This is a genomic window from Sulfuricella sp., from assembly GCA_041651995.1.
Lineage (GTDB): Bacteria > Pseudomonadota > Gammaproteobacteria > Burkholderiales > Sulfuricellaceae > Sulfurimicrobium.
The window spans coordinates 22,721-42,028 of record JBAZID010000001.1 but is presented as its reverse complement, the minus strand read 5'-3'; the positions used below and the strand labels follow the sequence as shown (position 1 = coordinate 42,028).

20 protein-coding genes are annotated in these 19,308 nt (G+C 62.2%); 12 read left to right on the top strand and 8 right to left on the bottom strand.

Features of this window, described 5'->3' with window-relative positions; translation table 11 throughout:
- Positions 1–7: 7 nt before the first annotated feature.
- The 8 genes from WC392_00220 to WC392_00185 all read left to right on the top strand — a co-directional run bounded on the left by WC392_00220 (position 8) and on the right by WC392_00185 (position 8,514).
- On the top strand, positions 8–1,921 hold the full coding sequence (locus WC392_00220; GenBank protein MFA5240778.1) for an Ig-like domain-containing protein: 1,914 nt from the start codon (positions 8–10) through the stop codon (positions 1,919–1,921).
- Positions 1,922–2,177: 256 nt separating this feature from the next.
- On the top strand, positions 2,178–2,687 hold the full coding sequence (locus WC392_00215) for a hypothetical protein (GenBank protein MFA5240777.1): 510 nt from the start codon (positions 2,178–2,180) through the stop codon (positions 2,685–2,687).
- 16 nt (positions 2,688–2,703) lie between these two features.
- Complete coding sequence (locus WC392_00210) at positions 2,704–4,689, top strand: S8 family serine peptidase (GenBank protein ID MFA5240776.1); 1,986 nt, start codon at positions 2,704–2,706, stop codon at positions 4,687–4,689.
- 227 nt (positions 4,690–4,916) lie between these two features.
- Positions 4,917–5,543 carry an SCO family protein gene (locus tag WC392_00205; GenBank protein ID MFA5240775.1) on the top strand — a complete coding sequence of 209 codons (627 nt, stop codon included), beginning with the start codon at positions 4,917–4,919 and terminating at the stop codon, positions 5,541–5,543.
- 7 nt (positions 5,544–5,550) lie between these two features.
- On the top strand, positions 5,551–7,176 hold the full coding sequence (locus WC392_00200) for an ABC transporter substrate-binding protein (protein ID MFA5240774.1): 1,626 nt from the start codon (positions 5,551–5,553) through the stop codon (positions 7,174–7,176).
- 173 nt (positions 7,177–7,349) lie between these two features.
- Complete coding sequence (locus WC392_00195; protein MFA5240773.1) at positions 7,350–7,736, top strand: cupin domain-containing protein; 387 nt, start codon at positions 7,350–7,352, stop codon at positions 7,734–7,736.
- 39 nt (positions 7,737–7,775) lie between these two features.
- Positions 7,776–8,120, top strand: a complete 345-nt coding sequence (locus WC392_00190; protein ID MFA5240772.1) for a 4a-hydroxytetrahydrobiopterin dehydratase — start codon at positions 7,776–7,778, stop codon at positions 8,118–8,120.
- A gap of 163 nt (positions 8,121–8,283) precedes the next feature.
- Complete coding sequence (locus WC392_00185) at positions 8,284–8,514, top strand: hypothetical protein (protein MFA5240771.1); 231 nt, start codon at positions 8,284–8,286, stop codon at positions 8,512–8,514.
- A 3-nt stretch (positions 8,515–8,517) separates the two neighbouring features.
- Here the strand turns inward: WC392_00185 and WC392_00180 are convergent, their stop codons facing one another.
- The 3 genes from WC392_00180 to WC392_00170 form a co-directional block, all read right to left on the bottom strand.
- Complete coding sequence (locus tag WC392_00180) at positions 8,518–9,438, bottom strand: hypothetical protein (protein MFA5240770.1); 921 nt, start codon at positions 9,436–9,438, stop codon at positions 8,518–8,520.
- A gap of 416 nt (positions 9,439–9,854) precedes the next feature.
- Entirely contained in the window at positions 9,855–10,130 is a 276-nt protein-coding gene (locus WC392_00175; protein MFA5240769.1) for a BrnA antitoxin family protein, read from the bottom strand.
- Positions 10,105–10,383: a BrnT family toxin gene (locus WC392_00170; GenBank protein ID MFA5240768.1), complete on the bottom strand. Its 279-nt coding sequence runs from the start codon at positions 10,381–10,383 to the stop codon at positions 10,105–10,107. Before WC392_00170 ends, WC392_00175 begins: the two co-directional genes overlap by 26 nt.
- A 231-nt stretch (positions 10,384–10,614) precedes the next feature.
- Here WC392_00170 and WC392_00165 point away from each other — a divergent pair, with 231 nt between their 5' ends.
- Positions 10,615–11,811 (top strand): FAD-dependent oxidoreductase, encoded by a 1,197-nt coding sequence (locus WC392_00165; protein ID MFA5240767.1) that lies wholly within the window; start codon positions 10,615–10,617, stop codon positions 11,809–11,811.
- A gap of 210 nt (positions 11,812–12,021) precedes the next feature.
- On the opposite strand, the gene WC392_00160 is transcribed toward WC392_00165, so the two are convergent.
- The 4 genes from WC392_00160 to WC392_00145 all read right to left on the bottom strand — a co-directional run bounded on the left by WC392_00160 (position 12,022) and on the right by WC392_00145 (position 15,056).
- Positions 12,022–13,479 carry a catalase gene (locus WC392_00160; protein ID MFA5240766.1) on the bottom strand — a complete coding sequence of 486 codons (1,458 nt, stop codon included), beginning with the start codon at positions 13,477–13,479 and terminating at the stop codon, positions 12,022–12,024.
- Positions 13,480–13,510: 31 nt separating this feature from the next.
- Entirely contained in the window at positions 13,511–14,143 is a 633-nt protein-coding gene (wrbA, locus tag WC392_00155; protein ID MFA5240765.1) for an NAD(P)H:quinone oxidoreductase, read from the bottom strand.
- Positions 14,144–14,151: 8 nt separating this feature from the next.
- Entirely contained in the window at positions 14,152–14,562 is a 411-nt protein-coding gene (locus WC392_00150) for a hypothetical protein (protein MFA5240764.1), read from the bottom strand.
- A gap of 143 nt (positions 14,563–14,705) precedes the next feature.
- Positions 14,706–15,056, bottom strand: a complete 351-nt coding sequence (locus tag WC392_00145) for a hypothetical protein (GenBank protein ID MFA5240763.1) — start codon at positions 15,054–15,056, stop codon at positions 14,706–14,708.
- Between the two features lie 264 nt (positions 15,057–15,320).
- Between WC392_00145 and WC392_00140 the strand changes: the two genes are divergently transcribed.
- Positions 15,321–15,758 carry a DUF4426 domain-containing protein gene (locus tag WC392_00140; GenBank protein ID MFA5240762.1) on the top strand — a complete coding sequence of 146 codons (438 nt, stop codon included), beginning with the start codon at positions 15,321–15,323 and terminating at the stop codon, positions 15,756–15,758.
- Between the two features lie 40 nt (positions 15,759–15,798).
- On the opposite strand, the gene WC392_00135 is transcribed toward WC392_00140, so the two are convergent.
- Positions 15,799–16,098, bottom strand: coding sequence for a TusE/DsrC/DsvC family sulfur relay protein (locus WC392_00135; GenBank protein ID MFA5240761.1), 300 nt, complete (start codon positions 16,096–16,098; stop codon positions 15,799–15,801).
- A 191-nt stretch (positions 16,099–16,289) separates the two neighbouring features.
- Between WC392_00135 and WC392_00130 the strand changes: the two genes are divergently transcribed.
- Complete coding sequence (locus WC392_00130) at positions 16,290–18,398, top strand: PAS domain S-box protein (GenBank protein ID MFA5240760.1); 2,109 nt, start codon at positions 16,290–16,292, stop codon at positions 18,396–18,398.
- Positions 18,391–19,014, top strand: coding sequence for a response regulator (locus WC392_00125; GenBank protein ID MFA5240759.1), 624 nt, complete (start codon positions 18,391–18,393; stop codon positions 19,012–19,014). Before WC392_00130 ends, WC392_00125 begins: the two co-directional genes overlap by 8 nt.
- The last annotated feature ends 294 nt before the right edge of the window (positions 19,015–19,308 follow it).

Here is a 19,308-nt window from a genome sequence, read left to right as displayed (position 1 = left end):
AGCAATCATGAAAACGAATCTGCCACAGCTGAAAAAAATCGCGCAGGCGCTGGCGCTGGCGGGGATGGTCACGCTTGCCGCCCCGGCACTTGCCGCCACCTACAACCTGCGTGCCGAAGCCGTCTCCCTGACCATGCCGGACGGCGCGGTCATCCCAATGTGGGGCTATGCCCTCGACGGCGCGTCCTGCGCGGCCCCGCCCTGCGCCGCGACGGTTCCCGGACCGGCCCTGAGCGTGCCGCCGGGCGACACCACGCTGACCATCAACCTGACCAACAACCTGCCGCAGGCGACTTCCATCGTCATCCCCGGCCAGCTGGCCGCCATGGCCCCGGTGTATACCACCAACTCCGGCGGCAAGACCGTGGTGCAGTCCTTCACCCACGAAGCAGCGGCGGGCGGCGGTACCGCGAGCTATGCCTGGAACAGCCTGAGGCCGGGCACCTACCTGTATCAAAGCGGCACCCATCCCCAGGTGCAGGTGCAGATGGGGCTCTACGGCAGCCTGAGCAGCGATGCGGCGAGCGGTCTGGCCTACCCTGGCATCGCCTACGACAACCAGCTGCTGCTGCTGTTCAGCGAGATCGACCCGGCGCTGCATGCGGCCGTCACCACGCCCGGCGGCTATGGGCCGGGCACGCCCATGAGCAGCACGCTCGACTACCAGCCAAAATATTTCATCCTCAACGGCAAGTCCTTCAGCGCGGACGAGGAGCCGCTGCCGCTCCCGGCCGGGCAGCGGACCCTGCTGCGCTTCATCAATGCGGGCCTGATGACCCATGTGCCGGTCATCAACGGCATGGACATGCAGCTGGTGGCGGAGGACGGCAACCCGTATCCCTGGCCGAAAACCCAGTATTCGGCCCTGCTGCCGGCGGCCAAGACACTGGATGCAGTCGTGATCCCGCAGCTCGCGCCCGGCGTGGCATCGGCCAGCTATCCGCTTTACGACCGGCGGCTCTATTTGAACAGCGGCGCCAGCCCCGATCGCGGCATGTTTGTCAAACTGGTGGCCGCCAACGGCGTCCATGCGCCGCTGATGACCTCCGTTCCGGTCACCACGGCCAGCACCGGCAGCCTTTATGCCTACCAGCTGACGGCCAGCGACCCGGATGGCGGCGCCCTGGTCTTCTCCCTGGTCAGCGCGCCAGCCGGGATGACGCTCGACGCGGCCGGGCTGATCTCGTGGACCCCGGCCAGCATCGGCACGCAGCCGGTGACCGCGCGGGTGACCGACCCCACCGGCTTGCGCTATGACCAGGTTTTCAATATCAGCGTCACTTCGGTCAATCGCGCGCCGCTGACCGGCGACGACGCCGCCACGGTCCTGGCGCGGCTGGCAGGCGCCACCTATCCGGCAGTCGAGATCAACGTGCTGGCCAACGACAGCGACCCGGATGCGCCCGCCAATACCATCGACCCGGCCAGCGTGTTCCTCTCCACCACGCCCGACAAGGGCGGGACGGCGACGGTCAATGCCAGCGGCACGATCTCCTACCGTCCCGCCGTCGGCTTCACCGGCATCGAAACTTTCCGCTACAAGGTCAGGGATACGCTGGGACTGGCATCCAGCCCCGGCGCCTATGTGCGCGTCACGGTCAATCCCGCCAACCAGCCTCCGTTGCTGCTGGACGATACCGTCACCGCGCCCAGGCGCCAGGGCACGGCTGCCGCCTACCCGGCGGTGATCATCAGCGTGCTGGCCAACGACAGCGATCCGGACGGCAGCATCGACCCGGCCACGGTGTGGATCACGGTCGGCCCCAACAAGGGCGGAACGGCCACCGTCAACGCCGACGGCACCATTTCCTACCGCCCCAGGGCTGGCTTCAGCGGCACCGAAACCCTGCGCTACAAGGTCAGGGACAACCTCGGCCTGGCAGCACCGGTCGCGGCCTATGTGCGGATCAATGTTCAGTAGCCGGGTACGGGGGGTGACCAACCCGGAATGGGCATGTAGGAGCGCCGCCCCCGGCGCGAATGCGACCGCAAATCGCGGCGGGGGCGCCGCTCCTACAACGGGTGTTTTGGCCGGGAGCCGGGGCCCGGCGCGACCCCCCTCTCCCCTTGCGGGAGAGGGCTGGGGAGAGGGGTAATGCATTGATTTCTCACCCTCTCCCCAGCCCTCCCCCATCAAGGGGGAGGGGGGCAGGGGGGATTAACTGGAGCACAACATCATGAACTTGCTGAAAAACCGCATCACCAATGAAGACAAGGATTCAGAGCCGGTTTTCTGGAGCATGCTGGCCCTGCTTTGCGTGATTTTTGCCGTACTCGTTTTTTCCGGCTGTTCCAGCACGGCGGCGCGCCAGGGTGCCGTCTCCGGCGCGGATGCCGAAGATTGCACCCATATCGAAAGCCTGGGGATCCGCATCAACGGCGTGCATCTTTCCGCCGCCGGCAGCATGCTCGATTTTCGCTATCGGGTCGTGGATGCCGCCAAGGCCGCGCCCCTGTTTGAGCGCAAAATCCGCCCCTATCTGCTCGACGAGTCGAGCGGCGCGGCTTTCGGCGTGCCGGAATCGCCCAAGCTGGGGCAGATGCGCACCACGCGGCGCAACAGCGCCGCCGCCGAGGAAAGGGATTACCACATCCTGTTCGCCAACCCAGGCCACGTGCTGCGGCCTGGGCAGAAGGTATCGCTGGTGATCGGCGACACCAAGCTGGAAAACCTGCTGATCCGATAGTTGCGAGGAGAGCGCCATGAACAAGGGGGAAAAGTTTCGCTTGCACTGCCTGGCTGGAACGGCGCTGCTGGCATGGCTGGGCGGCAGCATGGCCGGGGCGGCGGTGCTCGATGCCGGGCTGGAAAACGAGCTGTCCGTGCGTGCTTCTTATGAGGAAATCCCGGTCATCATTTCCCTCTCCGACAAGGTCAATCCCCGGCTGTTCAAGGTCCGCAACCGCCACCAGCACGACCCGGAACACGTCCGGGCGCTGCGCCAGAAAGCCGCGCTCACCCAGGCGCCGGTGAAGCGCTTTCTGGAAGACCGGGGCGGGAAACGCATGCGCGAGCTGTGGGCCATCAACGGCATTGCCGTGAAGGTCCGCGCCGATGCGATCCGTGCGCTGGCCTCCCGGCCCGGCATCGAGAGCATCCGCCTCGACGCGCAGCTCCAGGCACCGGTCGTGACCCTGGGCGCCGCCGCGCTGCCGGAGTGGAACCTGGGCGCGGTGCAGGCGCCGGAGCTGTGGTCGCTGGGCCATACCGGCAGCAATGTCGTCATTGCCAGCATGGACACCGGCGTGGACCCGAACCATCCGGACCTGGCGAACAACTGGCGCGGCGGCAACAACAGCTGGTACGACCCGCATGGCGAGCATCTCGTGCCTTTCGACCTGAACGGCCATGGCACGCAAACCATGGGCATCATGGTGGGCGGGTCGGTGGGCGGCACGGCGATCGGCGTTGCGCCGGATGCGCGCTGGGCCGCGGTCAAGCTTTTCAACGATGCCGGACAGGCAGCCTACAGCGATATCCACCTGGCCTTCCAGTGGCTGCTGGACCCGGATGGCGATCCCGCGACCGCGGATGCGCCGGACGTGGTGAATGCCTCCTGGGGGCTGGCGGGCACTACCGGCCAGTGCTTCGCCGAATTCAATCCCGACATGGAAAACCTCAAGGCGGCCGGGATCGCGCTGGTCTTTGCCGCCGGCAACGACGGCCCTGCGCCCATGAGCAGCGTGAGTCCCGCCAACAATCCGGCCGGGTTCGCCGCCGGGGCGGTGGATTCGACCCTGACCATTGCCGGTTTCAGCAGCCGGGGCGTGTCTCCCTGCGATGGCGGCATTTACCCAAAAATGACCTCGCCCGGCGTCAACGTCAACACCAGCGACCTGTCTTTCGGCGGGCTGCCGCTGTATGCCGTGGTTTCCGGCACATCCTACGCGGCGCCGCATACCGCCGGCGTCATGGCACTGCTGGCGGGGGCCTTTCCCGGCGCCAGCGTCGCGGACATCGAAGGCGCGCTCCTGCAGGGCGCCCTCGACCTCGGCGTGGCCGGGCCGGACAACAGCTATGGCTACGGCATCACCCATGCCCGGGCGGCCTATGACCTGCTGCTCGCCGCCGCCAACCAGCGGCCCGTGGCGGGCAACGATGCCTACCCGATGATCCAGGGCGGCACGCTACAGGTGAACGCGCCCGGGGTGCTGGCCAATGACAGCGATCCGGATGGCACTGCGCTGACGGCGCTGCTGCTCAGCCCGCCCGCCAGCGGCAGCCTGACGCTCAATGCCGGCGGCAGCTTCAGCTTTACCCCGGCCGCCGCCTTCACCGGCATTGCCCATTTCACCTATCAGGCCCAGGACAGCAAGGGCGCTGTCAGCGATCCCGCCACGGTATCGCTCAGCGTCACTGCCAACCGTCCGCCAATCACGGCTGACGATGCGGCCAGCGCGCCGCTGCGCGGGAAAGCGCCTTATCCGGCCGTGGTGATCAACGTGCTGGCCAACGATTACGACCTGGACACGGCTATCGACCCCGCCAACACGATCAATCCCGCCAGGGTCTTCATCACCTCGCCGCCCAACAAGGGCGGCTGGGCTGCCGTGAACGCGGACGGGACCCTCAGCTACCGGCCAAAAGCCGGTTTCAGCGGGGTCGAGACTTTGCGCTACAAGGCGAGGGACACCCTGGGGCTGGCATCGAATCCTGGGGCATACGTGCGGATCACGGTGAATTATTGATCCGGTCGTCAAATTCACGGGTAGGAGCGGCGCCAGCCCTCTCTCCAACTCTCTCCCAAAGGGAGAGAGGGCGATTGTCCCTTCCCCTTCAAGGGGAAGGTTAGGATGGGGATGGGAGTTGGCCGCGATTGGCCGGTTGGATCGGCCCGGGGCGGGCCTCCTACACCCCCGGATATTTAAGGGCCGGGTTAATAGCACGGCGATACTGGATGCAGGGGAGAAATCAAATGAAAACAGACCACCAGCAATGGGCACGCAGGATAAGCGGGACACTTGCCGCGCTGTCCTTCGGGATTGCCAGCATGGCACTGGGCGGCGAGCACGACCACCACGGCCAGGGCATGGACGCCATGCGCGGCATGTATGCGCGCTCGGCCGCCGCTTATCACATACCCGACCTCAAGCTGGTGGACATGAACGGCGCAGTGGTTTCCCTGCGCGAAGGGCTGGGCGGCAACGAGCCGGTCATGCTGAATTTCATCTACACCAGTTGCAGCGCGATCTGCCCGGTGATGAGCGCCACCTTCCATCATGTGCAGGACCAGCTGGGGGCTGAGCGCGACAGGGTGCGCATGGTGTCGATTTCGATCGACCCCGAGCACGATACGCCGGCGGCGCTGAAAGCGTATGCCGGCAAGTTCCGCGCGGGCCCGCAGTGGCGCATGCTGACCGGCAGCACGGAGAGCAGCATCGCCGTCCAGCGCGCCTTTGGCGTCTATCGCGGGGACAAGATGAATCACGCTCCCGCCACCTTCATCCGGGCGGGCGGCGCGGACAGGCCCTGGGTCAGGCTGGACGGCTTTGCCAGCGCGCCCGACATCATCCGGGAATACCGTCAGCTGGCGCCCAGGTGAGGATGACATGCGGCCATGGAGCCTGATACTGCCGCTGCTGGCCATGCTGTTCGGCGGCGCGTCAGCGGCGGCGGAGCCCGCGCAGGCCGGCCAGGGCATCTATCGCGAAGGTCTCCTCCCTTCCGGGGCGCCCTTGCGGGGCCGGGCTCAGAACGGAGTGGAGCTGAGCGGCATGGACGCCGCCTGCGCCAGCTGCCACCGTCGCAGCGGGCTGGGCGGCAGCGAGGGGCGGAATGCGATTCGCCCGATTGCCGGGCGCCTGCTTTTTTCCCGTCCGGAAATCGGCGGATCGGAGCGGGAGCGTGCCCTGTTCCGGGTGAAGGATCCCCGCCCGCCCTATACCCTGGACAGCCTGGCGCGCGCCTTGCGCGAGGGGGTCGATCCGGGCGGCCGCGCGCTTGATCCGCTGATGCCGCGTTTTGCCCTCGCCGATGCCGAGGTCGCCGCGCTGGCAGCCTACCTCCAGGGGCTTTCCCTGGACCCGGCGCCGGGTGTTACGGACAGCGAGATCCACTTCGCCACCATCATTGCACCGGGCGTCGCGCCGTCCCGCGTGCAGGCGATGCGCGACGTGCTGCATGCCTTCCTGCGCGACAAGAACAGCGGTACCCGCCAGGAGAGCCGCCGCAAATCCATCGGCACCGAGCGGATGTATCGCGTTTACCGCAAATGGGTGCTGCATGAGTGGGCGCTGTCCGGCCCGCCGGAGAGCTGGCAGGAGCAGCTTGCGGCGCGCTACCGGCAGCAGCCGGTATTTGCCGTGCTGAGCGGCATTGGCGCGGGCAGCTGGCGCCCGGTGCACGAATTCTGCGAGCAGGCGGGGATTCCCTGCGTGTTTCCCAACGTGGATTACCCGGAGCTTGCCGGGAGCGGCTATGCGACGCTCTATTTTTCGCGCGGGGTCGCGCTGGAGGCCGAGGTGCTGGCCAGGCATCTGGCGGAGAGCGGGCGGAAGGAGCGCATCGTGCAGGTGTTCCGCGACGATGCCGCAGGCCGCGTGCCGGCCCGGGCCTTGCGCGCTGCCCTGCAGCGCCGCGGCATCCATGAGATTTCCGATCATCCGGTGTCAGGCGAGGGGCCCGTGCCAGAGAAGTTCTGGTCGCAACTGCTCCCGGAAACCAGGCCGGGCGTGCTGGTGCTGTGGCTCAACGATGAGGACATCACGCAGCTGCATGGCCAGGGGAAAGCGCCGCCCGGCATGGAGAACATCTATTTGTCCGGCAGCCTGATCGCGCGGCCGTGCCGGGTTCTGCTGTTCGGCAGCTGGCTGGACAGGATGCGCCTGGTCTATCCCTTCGAACTGAGCGAACGCCGCGCGCAGCGCCTGTCGCGCATGAATCACTGGCTCGAGGCCAGAAAGATTCCGCTGATTGACGAGCGCATCCAGTCCAGCACCTATTTCGCGCTCACCGTCGCGGGCGATGCGCTGTCCAGCATGGGGGACAATTTTTCGCGCGATTATTTCATCGAGCGCATCGAGCAGATGACGGAACAGTCCCCGGCATCAGCCGTCTATCCCCGCCTCAGCCTCGGGCCGGGACAGCGCTTTGCCTCCCGCGGCGGCTACGTGGCCCGCTTCCCGGGCGCGGGCGAGAGCATGCTGATGCCGGTGAGCGAGTGGATTGTGCCGTGATCCTGCTTCTCCGGGTTAAATCCGGGTTCCATTGGAATGCTCGTGCATGTTGGAGCGCCGCCCTCGGCGCGAATGCGAACGCAAATCGCGGCGAGGGCGCCGCTCCCACAGGGGTGTCTGGGTTCTAATGGATTATCCGGGTTAAAAAACGCATTTTAAAAGGAGAAAGCACCATGCGAATCGCCAAACGAGATATACCAGTCAGAATCGATGTGCCAGGAGCCGTAGCCAGGCAAAAGACGGAATTCGGCGATGCAACCGGATACGGCATGATCAGCGGCGAATATTTTTCTCTCGGCGCCGGGACGGATATAGCGCCACTGCTTCAGGGGCTGGAAGGCGACCTGTGCCAGTCTCCCCACTGGGGCTACCTGTTGCAGGGTGAACTCACCATCACCTATGCGGACGGCACGCATGAAAAAATAGTCAGCGGCGACCTGTTCTACTGGCCTCCCGGGCACACGGTCAAGGTTGGCGCAGATGCCGAGGTCATCCTGTTCAGCCCGCAGCACGAGCACAGTGAGGTCATCGATCACATGCTTGACAAGATGGCAGGCTGAGATGGCCGAAATCGAATCCATATCACCCAGGAGGCAATCATGAACACCGAACTCTCGTGCGATCTGGCCGGGAAAAGCTGCAAGCCGTGCGAAGGGGGCGTTCCCCCAATGGAACAGGCTGAAATCGAGCGCATGCTGGAGGCCCTGGACGGGTGGGAGCGGGCGGGCAAGGAAATCGCCAGGACTTTCCATTTCAATAACTACTACGAAACCATGGCGTTCGTGAATGCGACGGCCTGGATCTCCCATCGCGAAGACCACCATCCGGATCTGGAGGTTGGCTACAGCCAATGCCGCGTGCGCTATTCCACCCACGCGATCGGCGGATTGTCGGAAAACGATTTCATTTGCGCCGCGAAAATCGACAGCCTGCTGAAAACATGAGCGCCATCCCCGTGAACGCAATGAGTTGCTTGCTGCCAAACAATTATCAAGCCTTGAGGAAACGCTGATTTAACTCACGCCAACAAGGCTGACGACGTGGCGGCCAGAGCAGCCGGCGGCAGCCACTTCTGGATGGAAACAGAAAATTCGAAGGAGAAAGATCATGAGCATCGTAGATTTCATGATTCACCTGAACCCCGAACTTCCCCTGATTGAACGTAATCAGCTGGAATCCGAAATTGCCGATATGGACGGGGTGGTCTCCGCCCATTTCAGCCCCAACCATCCCCACATGCTGGAGGTGGCCTACAACCCTGATTCCGTATGCTCGGATGCGTTGCTGGAATGTGTCAGGCAGCGCGAAGGCATAGTGGCGCAAAAGGTGGGCTTGTAGCGTTCATTGCGCCACCATCACCAGCCTTTGCTCGGCCCGCCGGTCTTCGCGCGGGGGGTAGGGGATGCACCCCACGATATTTCCCTTGTCGTTGCGGTAGATCAGTTCCTTGCTGCGCAGGTCGTATTCCGGGTGGCGCAGATCGTTCCAGTGGTTGAGGAAATGCACGTAGAAGGCCGGGAACAGGCCTTGCGCGGGCTTGTTCTTGCGCAGCGCGAAGACATATTCCGGCTGGTCCTTCAGTTCCTGGCCGTCGTGGCAGTACTGCACCCAGACATATTCCCCGGTGACGATCAGGTTCCAGAAAGGCTGCTCCTCGTAAAACTTGAGCGTGACCTTCTTGCCGGCGGCGGCCAGACTGGCGAGGCGCTCGATGGTGGCTTCCGTTTCCTGGCGATAGGAGGCGATGGATGCCTCGCTGCCGAGCGACTGTATGCGCCGCTTGGCTCCGGCGCCGTAGGGGTTCAGCAACATCACCCGCAGCTCGTAGCTGTCGTCGATGAAACGGTGCAGATTGCGCCTTTCCGAGACGAAAGTGTCGTAGCCGGTGATGGACATCACCGACACATCCCGTGCGCTGCTGATCCGGTTGCTCAGGTTGCGGCTGCTCCAGCGCGAGAGCCAGCTATCCCCTTCCTGCACATGCACCAGCGAGGCGATACGGTTCATGCGCAGGCTGCGCCGTCCTTCCCGGGCGACCAGCACCAGATTGAACAGCAGCACCAGAACGGCGGCAAAACCGATCTCGGCAATCAGCAGCAGGTGTGAATCCCCAGCCACCATGGGCCACCAGGTATAGAGGATGAATTTCGCCGCCAGCGGCAGGGAAAAGGCGATGCCCACCGCCAGAAGCGTGACTGCGGCGTGGCTGAAGATGTGTTGCAGGGTATTGGAAAAACTGGGGAAATGCATATTGCGATCCATGATCGAATCTCCTTCAGGCAATATATGGGCGATGGGACCGATTGATCCGGCCATTTAATGTTTGAACTGTAGGGCGGGCTTTCTCGCCGGAACGAGATGCGAAGCATCCATTCCCGGCGGGGATGCCCTTAACGGGTACAGTCCGATTTGTCGGGCTAAAGCCCGACCTACAATGGAAATGGAAAACGAAAAAAGGGGGGGTGTGTCGAGATGAGTGAGAATCATTGGAACACATTTTTTTTCATGTGTTCATTACAAGCCGTACACGAAAGCCGCCTGGTCAGGCTGGGCGTGGGCTGCAGCGCGGCTGGCCCATTGATTGTCGGTTGGAGGGTTTAAACCACCGGCTTTAGGGGCATCCGATGCGCCAGCAGTGGCTATTTCAAGCGCACACCTTCAGCCCTTGGCGGGACTGCTCACGCCGGAGAATGGTTCTTGAGCCACTCGCGCAGGGCAGCGTCCACTCGGGTTTGCCAGCCCGCGCCACTTTCGCGAAATTGCTCTACTACTTCCCGGGACAGCCGGATGGTGATGCGCTCTTTGGTCGGCGTTTTCTGCGGCCCACGCACAGCCAGTTTCTTTCTAAGCGACAGCGGCAATACCTCAGCGGCTGGCTTGAATTTCGTCATCTCTTCTGCGGTTAGTTCGCGGACTTCGCCGTCCGCGTTAATCAAGGGTTTGCGGCTTGCCATGTCTGTTTGCCTCTCTCTCATTTGCCTTGCGGAAGCTGATCACCCGAATGCCCGTCTTGGTCTCGGTGAAGCACAGCACATGCAGCCGACGGTCCAGGTAGCACAGCGCGATGTAACGGGTTTCGCCATATTCCTTGCGGGTATCGGGGAAAACCAGCGCAGTATTGAAATCGATTTCCGCCACTCGTTCGAACGAGAGCTGGCGCGATCTGATATTCCTCTCGTTCTTGATCGGATCAAAGTCGATGTCCATGGGTTAAAGTGTATGCACAAATAAGTGATGAGTCAATGTTTTGTATGCACAAACTGCACTGCCTGCGCTTCATCTCCGCAAAGGCTGTTGTGGCAAGCAATTACGCAAATATGCCAGCCTGATGCGCGCTGTTTCTACCGGATTGCCCCCATCGATATGCAGCCGAATACTGTATGTCGTTTCGCACGCAAATAGGCAAACATCACCCTATTGAACGGCAACAGGTGAGACATGAGTAAATTCGATTATGTCATCGTGGGCGGCGGGCTGGCGGGTGCCTCTGCCATCCAGGGGATACGCGAGCACGACAGCCGGGGAAGCATCCTGCTGATCGGCGAGGAAGCGCATCTGCCCTATGACCGTCCGCCGCTCTCCAAGAAGCTGTGGTTCGGCAAGGGCAAGGTGGATGACATCTTCATTCACCCGCAGCGCTTTTACCAGGACCATGGCGTCACCCTGGCGCTGGGGGGCAGGGTGGAAAAACTGGATCCGCATGACAAGTCCATCACTGCCGTGGATGGCGGCAGCTACCGCTTCGGCAAGCTGCTCCTGGCCACCGGCACCCGGCCGCGGCGCATCGCCATTCCCGGCGGCGAGCACGAGGGCATCTATCATTTTCGTACCCTGGACGATTATCTGCGCATGCATGGCGAGGCCCAGGTCAACAAGTCGGTGCTGATCGTCGGCGGCGGATTTATCGGCTCGGAACTCGCTGCCGCGCTGAATATCAACCTCGAAGTCACCATGATCTTCCCCTCGGCCACGCTGTGCCGCCGCGTCTTTCCCGATTCCCTGGGCAAGGCGGTGCAGCGCCATTTCCAGGAGCGCGGCATCCGGGTGATTCCTTCGGATACGCCGGCCTCGATCAGCAAACACGGCAACATGTTCCGTACGGAAACCGTCAGCGGCAGAAGCCTGGAATCCGACCTGGTGATCGTCGGCATCGGCGTGGACCCGCGCATCGAGCTTGCCCAGGCAGCCGGTCTGGAAGTGGGCAACGGCATCGTGGTGAACGAGTTTCTCGAATCGTCCCATCCGGACATCTACGCGGCTGGCGACAACGCCTTTTTCCCCTACCGGGCGCTGGGAAAACGCATGCGCATCGAGCACTGGGACAACGCCCTGGTGCAGGGGCGCTGGGCTGGCTGGAACATGGCGGGCGCGCACGAGGCCTATACCTACCAGCCGTATTTCTTCTCCGACCTGTTCGAACTGGGCTACGAGGCCACCGGCGAAGTGGACACCAGCCTGGAAACCTTCGCCGACTGGCAGAAGGAAAACCAGACCGGGGTCATCTACTACCTGCGTGATGGGCGCGTGCGGGGAATCATGATGTGCAACCTGTGGGGCCGGGTCGATGCGGCGCGGGAGCTGATCAGGAAGGGCGCGCAAATGACGCCTGAAAGCCTGCGCGGGATGATCCGCTGAGCCTTGTCATTGCGAGCGCAGCGAAGCAATCTTGTTCTATTCAACCCAGATAGTTTATTAGCCGTTTGGGTATCGGAAAATCAATGAGTTGTAGGTCGGGTTTTAACCCGACATGTCGGGCTGTACTCGTTATCTACGCCCAAATGGATTATCTGGGTTCAACGACAAAAAGCAGATTGCTTCGCTGCGCTCGCAATGACGTAGCCTCCCCTAGCCGTCGATCTCCTCGATCCTGATCCCCAGTCCCTGCGCCACGCGGCTGCCGTAATCCGGGTCGGCCCGGTGGAAGTGCATGGCCTGGCGCACCTGGATCTTGCGCGGCACCGTTTTCAGCGCGCCCACCAGGTTGGCGATGAGCTGCGCCTTCTGATCCGCGCTCATGAGGTGGTACAGCTTGCCTGCCTGGATGTAGTCCTCGTTGCCGTTGCGGTGGCTGTAGCGGCTGGCGTCGCCGCTGATCTTCAGCGGCGGCTCCAGCATGCGCGCATCGTCCAGCGGCCCGTCGAAGCTGTTGGGCTGGTAGTTGACCGCGCCGCCGGAATTGCCGTCGAAGCGGGTCTGGCCGTCGCGGTGGTAGGTATGCACCGGGCAGCGCGGCTTGTTGACGTCGAGCGCGGCATAGTTGACGCCGATGCGGTAGCGGTGCGCGTCGGGGTAGGACAGCAGCCGCGCCTGCAACATCTTGTCCGGCGAAGCGCCCATGCCGGGCGGCATGTTGCCCGGCTCGAAGGCGGCCTGTTCCACTTCCGCGAAGTAGTTCTGCGGGTTGCGGTTCAGCTCCATGACGCCCACGTCGATAACCGGGTAGTCGCTGTGCGGCCAGACCTTGGTGAGGTCGAAGGGGTGGATGGCATAGTTCTCGGCATCCCTCTCCGGCATGATCTGTATCTGCACCTTCCAGCGCGGGAACTCGCCACGCTCGATGGCGGCGTGCAGGTCGCGCCGGTGGTAGTCCAGGTCCTCTCCGGCGATTCTGGCGGCCTCTTCATTGTTCAGGGTCTGGATGCCCTGCAGGGTCTTGAAGTGCCATTTCACCCAGTAGCGCTCGCCGTGGTTGTTCCACAGGCTGAAGGTGTGGCTGGAATAACCGTTCATGTGGCGGTAGGAGGCGGGGATGCCGCGGTCGGAAAACAGGATCGTGACCTGGTGCAGCGATTCCGGCGAGAGGCTCCAGAAATCCCACTGCATGGTGTTGTCGCGCAGGCCGGTGGCGGGGTCGCGTTTCTGCGAGTGGATGAAATCGGAAAACTTGAGCGGATCGCGCACGAAGAACACCGGGGTATTGTTGCCCACCAGATCCCAGTTGCCTTCCTCGGTGTAGAACTTGAGCGCGAAGCCGCGCGGGTCGCGCGCCGTGTCGGCAGAGCCCATTTCCCCGGCCACGGTGGAGAAGCGCGCGAACATCTCGCAGGTGTTGCCCACCCGGGAAAACAGCTTCGCCCGGGTGTATTTCGAGATGTCGCCGGTCACCGTGAAGTTGCCATAGGCGCCCGCGCCCTTGGCATGCACCACCCGCTCCGGCACGCGCTCGCGGTTGAAGTGCGCCATTTTTTCCATCAGCTGGTAATCCTGCATCAGCACCGGCCCGCGCGGGCCGGCCGTCTGGGAATTCTGGTTGTCGGCCACCGGCGTGCCGGCGGCGGTGGTCATGTAGGGGCATTGGCTCATTTCGTTCTCCACTCCTGTTGATGGACGGCGCTCAGGCTTTGCTGCTCCGTCCCCGCGCCAGCGCGGCGGCAATCTGCGCCACGTGGTGACCCTGGAAACGGGCCATGGCCAGCTCGTTCTCGCTGGGCTTGCGGCTGCCGTCGGGGCCGGCGATGGTGCTGGCGCCGTAGGGGGAACCGCCGCTGATTTCGCTCATGGTCATTTGCCGTTGCTCGCTGTAGGGCAGCCCGGCGATCACCATGCCGTGGTGCAGCAGCGTGGTGTGGAAGCCGAGAATGGTGCTCTCCTGGCCGCCATGCTGGGTTGCCGTGCTGGTGAACACGCTGCCCACCTTGCCGATCAGGCTGCCGTCCATCCACAGCTTGCCGGTCTGGTCGAGGAAATTGCGCATCTGCGCGGCCATGTTGCCGAAGCGGGTCGGCGTGCCGAAGAGGATGGCATCCGCTTCCGCCAGTTGCGCCGGAGCAATCAGCGGCACACGGGAAAAGGCGGATTGCGCCGCCCCGGCGCCGCTGGCCTTGAGCTTGTCCTCCGGCACCAGTTCCGGCACGCGCCACAGGCTGACCTCGGCGCCATCAACCGTGCTTGCTCCGGCTGCAACCGCTTCCGCCATGAGATGAATGTGTCCGTACATGCTGTAAAAAACCACTTGAATTTTCATCATGCAACTCCTCAGGAAAACCAGCGCAGGAAGGCGGCTGCTGTCAATGCTGTGGCGGCAAGGCCGGCCAGTATCAGCCAGACGCCGCGGTGCCAGGATTCGGGCCGGTTTGCCGCCTGCAGCAGATAAAGGGCGGCCAGGACGAAGCCGGAAGCGGCGCAGGCCACCTTGATCGCCAGGGCGGCCAGCGCCACTGCGCTGAGGTCCGGAAACTGCCCGTAATAGTAAAAGCTGATCGCCCCGAATGCCGCGCCGCTCGCCATCTGGGCGGCCCACCCCGTCAGCGCCAGCCACGCCATGGCGCGCTCGCGCTCCGGGTGCGGCGCCAGCCACAGGGCCGCCAGCGCGCCCCCTGTGACGGCAGTGGCGCCGAAGTTGTGCACCACCTGGGTCAGGGCATATCCCAGATTCTGGAGGTCCATGTTTTTATCCTGAAAGCCTTAGTTCAAGCCACAGAGGACACAGAGAGCACAGAGAACGCCGGGTTTTCCGCATTTCGTAAGCTCACCTGAACTGTCTGGTTTTTCTCTGTGCCCTCTGTGGCCAACCGTATTTTCCAGGAGGGCTATTGCACGCTCACCTTGACGCAGTGCTCCACCCCGATCGGCACGTGGGCCTTGTTCACCACCTTGATGCACAGCCCGTGTGCTCCCGGCGGCAGGGATTCAAGCGCGTGGCTGCCGGAAAGCTTGCGCAGGATGGCGGCTTCCTTGTTGTCGACGTAAAGGTGAATGTGGTCCCCGCCCGGGCCGGGGGCAACTTCGTAATCGATGCGGTTCTGGGACATGGCGTCCAGTTTTGCGCCGTCCTGCGGGGAAATGATTCTGGCGTAGGGGGCGTCTGCCGCAACACAGGTCAAGGGCAACGCGGCTGACAGTGCCAATGTCACGCCGCAGCATAGAAAATGAAAGCGCATGATCTGTCTCCTGTCCACGATTTGGGTAGTGCGAGAGAAAAGTGTAGGCGGGCAAGCGCCGCAAGGCACTGCGTGAAACACTGTATTTCGCCATGTTGCGGCATTTATCCTGAAGGGGGGGGTTCTGCATGAAGCAGAATAATCAGGTTATATCGCGCCGGTAATCAGTAATTCCCATTATTGAGCACATGACATGGCATTGCCATAATTCGTATGCTGGGGGAGAAGCGGAAGTGAAACGCTTAATTTAGCAGGAGGTGCATCATGAAAACGCTGACCAACAAGTTTCTGTTCTGCCTGATAGTGCTGTCGTTTCCCGCTCATGCCGAGATTCAGAAGTTTGGCGATGTGGACGTCAACTACAACGTGGTGACCACGGACACTCTTGCCCCCCAGGTGGCAAGGGCTTATGGCATCCAGCGCAGCAAAAATCGTTTGCTGCTCACGGTCGCGGTGAGCAGGATGGACGAAAGGAATATTCCCCGGCCGGTCAGTGCGGATGTCACGGCGCATACCGTCAACATGATCGAGCAGCAGCGGCAGATCAAGATGAGGAACATCAAAGAGGGCGAGGCCATCTACTATATCGGGGATTTCAGCTTCGCGACGCCGGATTTCCTGCGGTTTACCCTCAACGTGGCTGAGCCCGGCGCGGCCAAACCCTGGAAAATCGAGTTCCAGCGCAACTACGAACGTTACTGAACGCTTTTTTGCGGGGGCCTGCCGCAGGCGGCAGGCAGGGCTACATGTATGCCCTGGCTTCCTCGCCGGGATTGGGCAGGCCGGCAATGCGCCAGGCTGCCTTCACGCTCTGGAACAGCTCGGGAAGACAGCGGTGCTCGAAATGGTGGACATGGCAGACATGACTGACCGCCGGCAGGCCGCCATCGAGGTAATTCTTGCGCAGGAAGCGGATGATGGCCCAATGATCCTCGCGCAGTTCGCCCACCCCGTCTTCCGCGGCGATGCGCCGCGCAAGATCCTCGTTCCAGCTCCATGGGTCGGTCAGAAAGCCGTCTCCATCAAAACTCTCCTTGTTCATGCCTGCTCTCCTTGGTCGATGTGTCATTCATCAAGCCAATAATAGAATTTCTGGCTGGTCATGCCATGGGCAGGTAACCCGCTTCTGCATGATGCTTCTATTTATTCCCGGACTGAAAATCATGTAGTATCAGGCTGCGTTTCCCTCCACCTGACCCGGCTGCTTTGTTGCCAAGAGGCCCGCAGATGAGCGTGTTTGCATTCGCAACCCGGAGAAATCTCACCCCCTATATCCCGCTGCTGGCGTATGTGTTGTTCGCCTGTTTCATTGCGCTGGCCGGGTTTCAGGGGTTTCACAAGATCGAAAACCTGATCGAAGTGGAAAAACTCCATAATCTCGGGGCGATTGCCGACTTGAAGGTCGAGCAGATTGTCACCTGGCGGCGCGGGCACATCAGGCGGGCCGAGGCTTTTTCAAACGGTGCGTTGCTGGCGACCGAGTTCGAACAGTGGCAGCAAGCGCCTTCCGGCCTGCAGGAGCAGAAATTGTTGCGGGTGCTGGCCGGTCTGCAGCTGACTCATGGCTATGCGACAGCCTCGCTCCTTGACCGGCAGGGCAAGGTCAGAATCACGACCGGCAAGGCCGGTGTGCTGGATGATGCTGACACAAGGCTGGCGCTGGAGGCGATGAAGGGCCGGCAGCCGCTATTTTCGGATATTCACGGCAGCGGCCCCGGAAGCCAGGTTGTCAGCCTTTCCCTGGTGGCCCCGCTGCTGGATGCAAAGATAAAAAATGGCCAGCTGGCGGGCGCCATATTGCTGCAAATCGACCCGTACGATTTCCTCTATCCGCTGGTCCAGGCCTGGCCCAGCCCAAGCCCTAGCGCCGAAACGCTGCTGACCCGGAAGGAAGGCGGCGAGGTGGTGTTCATCAACGAATTGCGCCATCGCAAAGGGGCGGCGTTATCCCTGCGTATCCCGCTGTCGGCGGCAAGCCTGCCGACCGTGATGGCGATCCATGGGGAGGTCAGCACGAAGAGTGGCCTCGATTACCGCGGCGTTCCCGTGGTTGCGGCGATGCGCAGTGTGCCCGGCACTTCCTGGTTCATGGTTTCCAAAGTGGACAAGGACGAGATTTTTGCCCCCATCCATCAGCTCAAGCAGTGGGCCGCGAGCCTGGGGCTTGCCTTTGCCGTGCTCGGAGGCCTGTTTTTCTTTGCCTGGCTGCAGGGTGTTCATGCACGGCAAAAACAGCTCAAGGCGGAACATGATGCGGCGCTGGAGCGCGAATTGCTGCTCAAGCATTTCGAGTATCTGACCCGCCACGCCAACGACATGATTATTGTCCTCGACGAGGCGGGGCAAATTATCGAGGCGAATGAAAGAGCCCAGAAGGTCCTTGGCTATGGGCGGGAAGAAATGCTGCAAAAACATGTCCTGGCGTTGCACGATCCGCTCGACAAGCCAACCATTCCGGGCAAACTCGAAATGCTGAAGCGTGATGGGGAATTGCGCGTGGAGGGGCGCTATCAGCGCAAGGATGGCAGCATCTTCCCGGTGGAAATCAGTGCGCGCGTCATCGAGGTGCAAGGTGTTCGCTATATGCAAGGCATCATCCGCGATCTCACCGAGCACAAGCAGCTGGAGGAGATGCGTGCAAAAATCGAGCATGCCGGGCGCCTCAACGTTGCCGGTGAAATGGCTTCCAGTCTGGCGCACGAACTGAGTCAGCCGTTGACCGCATGCAACAATTACCTGGATGTCTGTCTGCGCCGCATGGATGAAGAGCTGTGGGGCCGGGAGAAGCTGCGGGATACCTTGACGCTGGCCTCCGTGCAGGCCGAACGGGCAGGAAGAATCGTCAGCCACCTCAAGGACCTGGTGCGCAAGCAGGGGCACGAACGCGCCCTGGTCGATATCAACCTGGTGGCCAGGGATGTCATGACCCTGGTGGAGGATGAAGTCAGGCGCCTTGGCATATCCCTGCACATGACACTGTTGCCCCTGCCCAGGGTGATGGCATGCAGGGTTGAAATCGAACAGGTATTGCTCAACCTTTACCGGAATGCCATCGAAGCGATGAGCGCCTGGCCGATACGCCAACTGCGCGTATCCACGCGCCTGAGTGAAGCGGGTTATGTGCTGATTGCGGTGAGCGATACCGGCAAGGGCATCCTGTTGAATGAAATGGCGAACCTGTTCAGCCCTTTCCAGACCACGAAAAAGGATGGGCTGGGCCTGGGGCTGGTGATCTGCCGCAGCATTGTCGAAAATCACGGCGGCCAGATATGGGCGGATGCAAATATGAGCCTGGGCGCCGAATTCTGTTTTACCCTGCCGGCCGGAGCCGAACATGAGTGAAAACACAACAGGGCAGGCAACGGTATTCGTGGTGGATGACGATGAGGCCATGCGCGACTCGCTGCATCTGCTGCTGGAATCGGTGAACCTGAATGCCAGGCCGTTTGCGTCTGCACGGGATTTCATGCGGTCCTGCGACCCGAAGCAGCAGGGCTGTCTGTTGCTGGATGTGAAGATGCCGGACATGAGTGGCATGGCGCTTCTGGAGACGCTCAAATCCAGCGGCATCGTACTGCCGGTCATCATGATTACCGGCCATGGCGATGTGCCCATGGCCGTGCGCGCGCTGAAACACGGCGCCTTTGATTTTATCCAGAAACCCTTCAAGGCGCGGGAGCTGCTCGAACGGGTTCGCGCCGCGCTGGAGCTGGACCAGAAAAACCGCCTCCGCATCAGTGAGCTCAATCTGCGCCGTGCCGCCTTCAGCGCGCTGACCGATCGCGAGATGGAGGTGGTCGATCTGGTCGTGGCCGGGAATTCCAGCAAGCTCATTGCCAGGAGCCTGGGCATCAGCCCGAAAACCGTGGATATCCACCGTGCCAACATCATGCGCAAACTCAATGCCCATACGGTTGCCGAAATAGTCCAGCTGCGCCTGTCCCTGCGGGACGCCTGATTTATTCCACCGCCCGGCCTGCCTTCATCCTATAAAAAGCAGTTAACCACGGAGGGCACGGAGAACACGGAGAAGCGGGGTAAGCAGGGATGGGCGACTTGTCGCCCAACTCGCAAAGGCAGTTTGCGGTCATATATGGCTTCACCCATCGGGTGAATGCCAAACATCATGCAATCTATGGTTTTTACTCCGTGTTCTCCGTGCCCTCCGTGGTTATCGAACTGAGGTTTTTAGGATAAATCCGCGCTCCTCCTAGGTGATTCTACCTATTGGATTCCATCCCGATCCGCTACA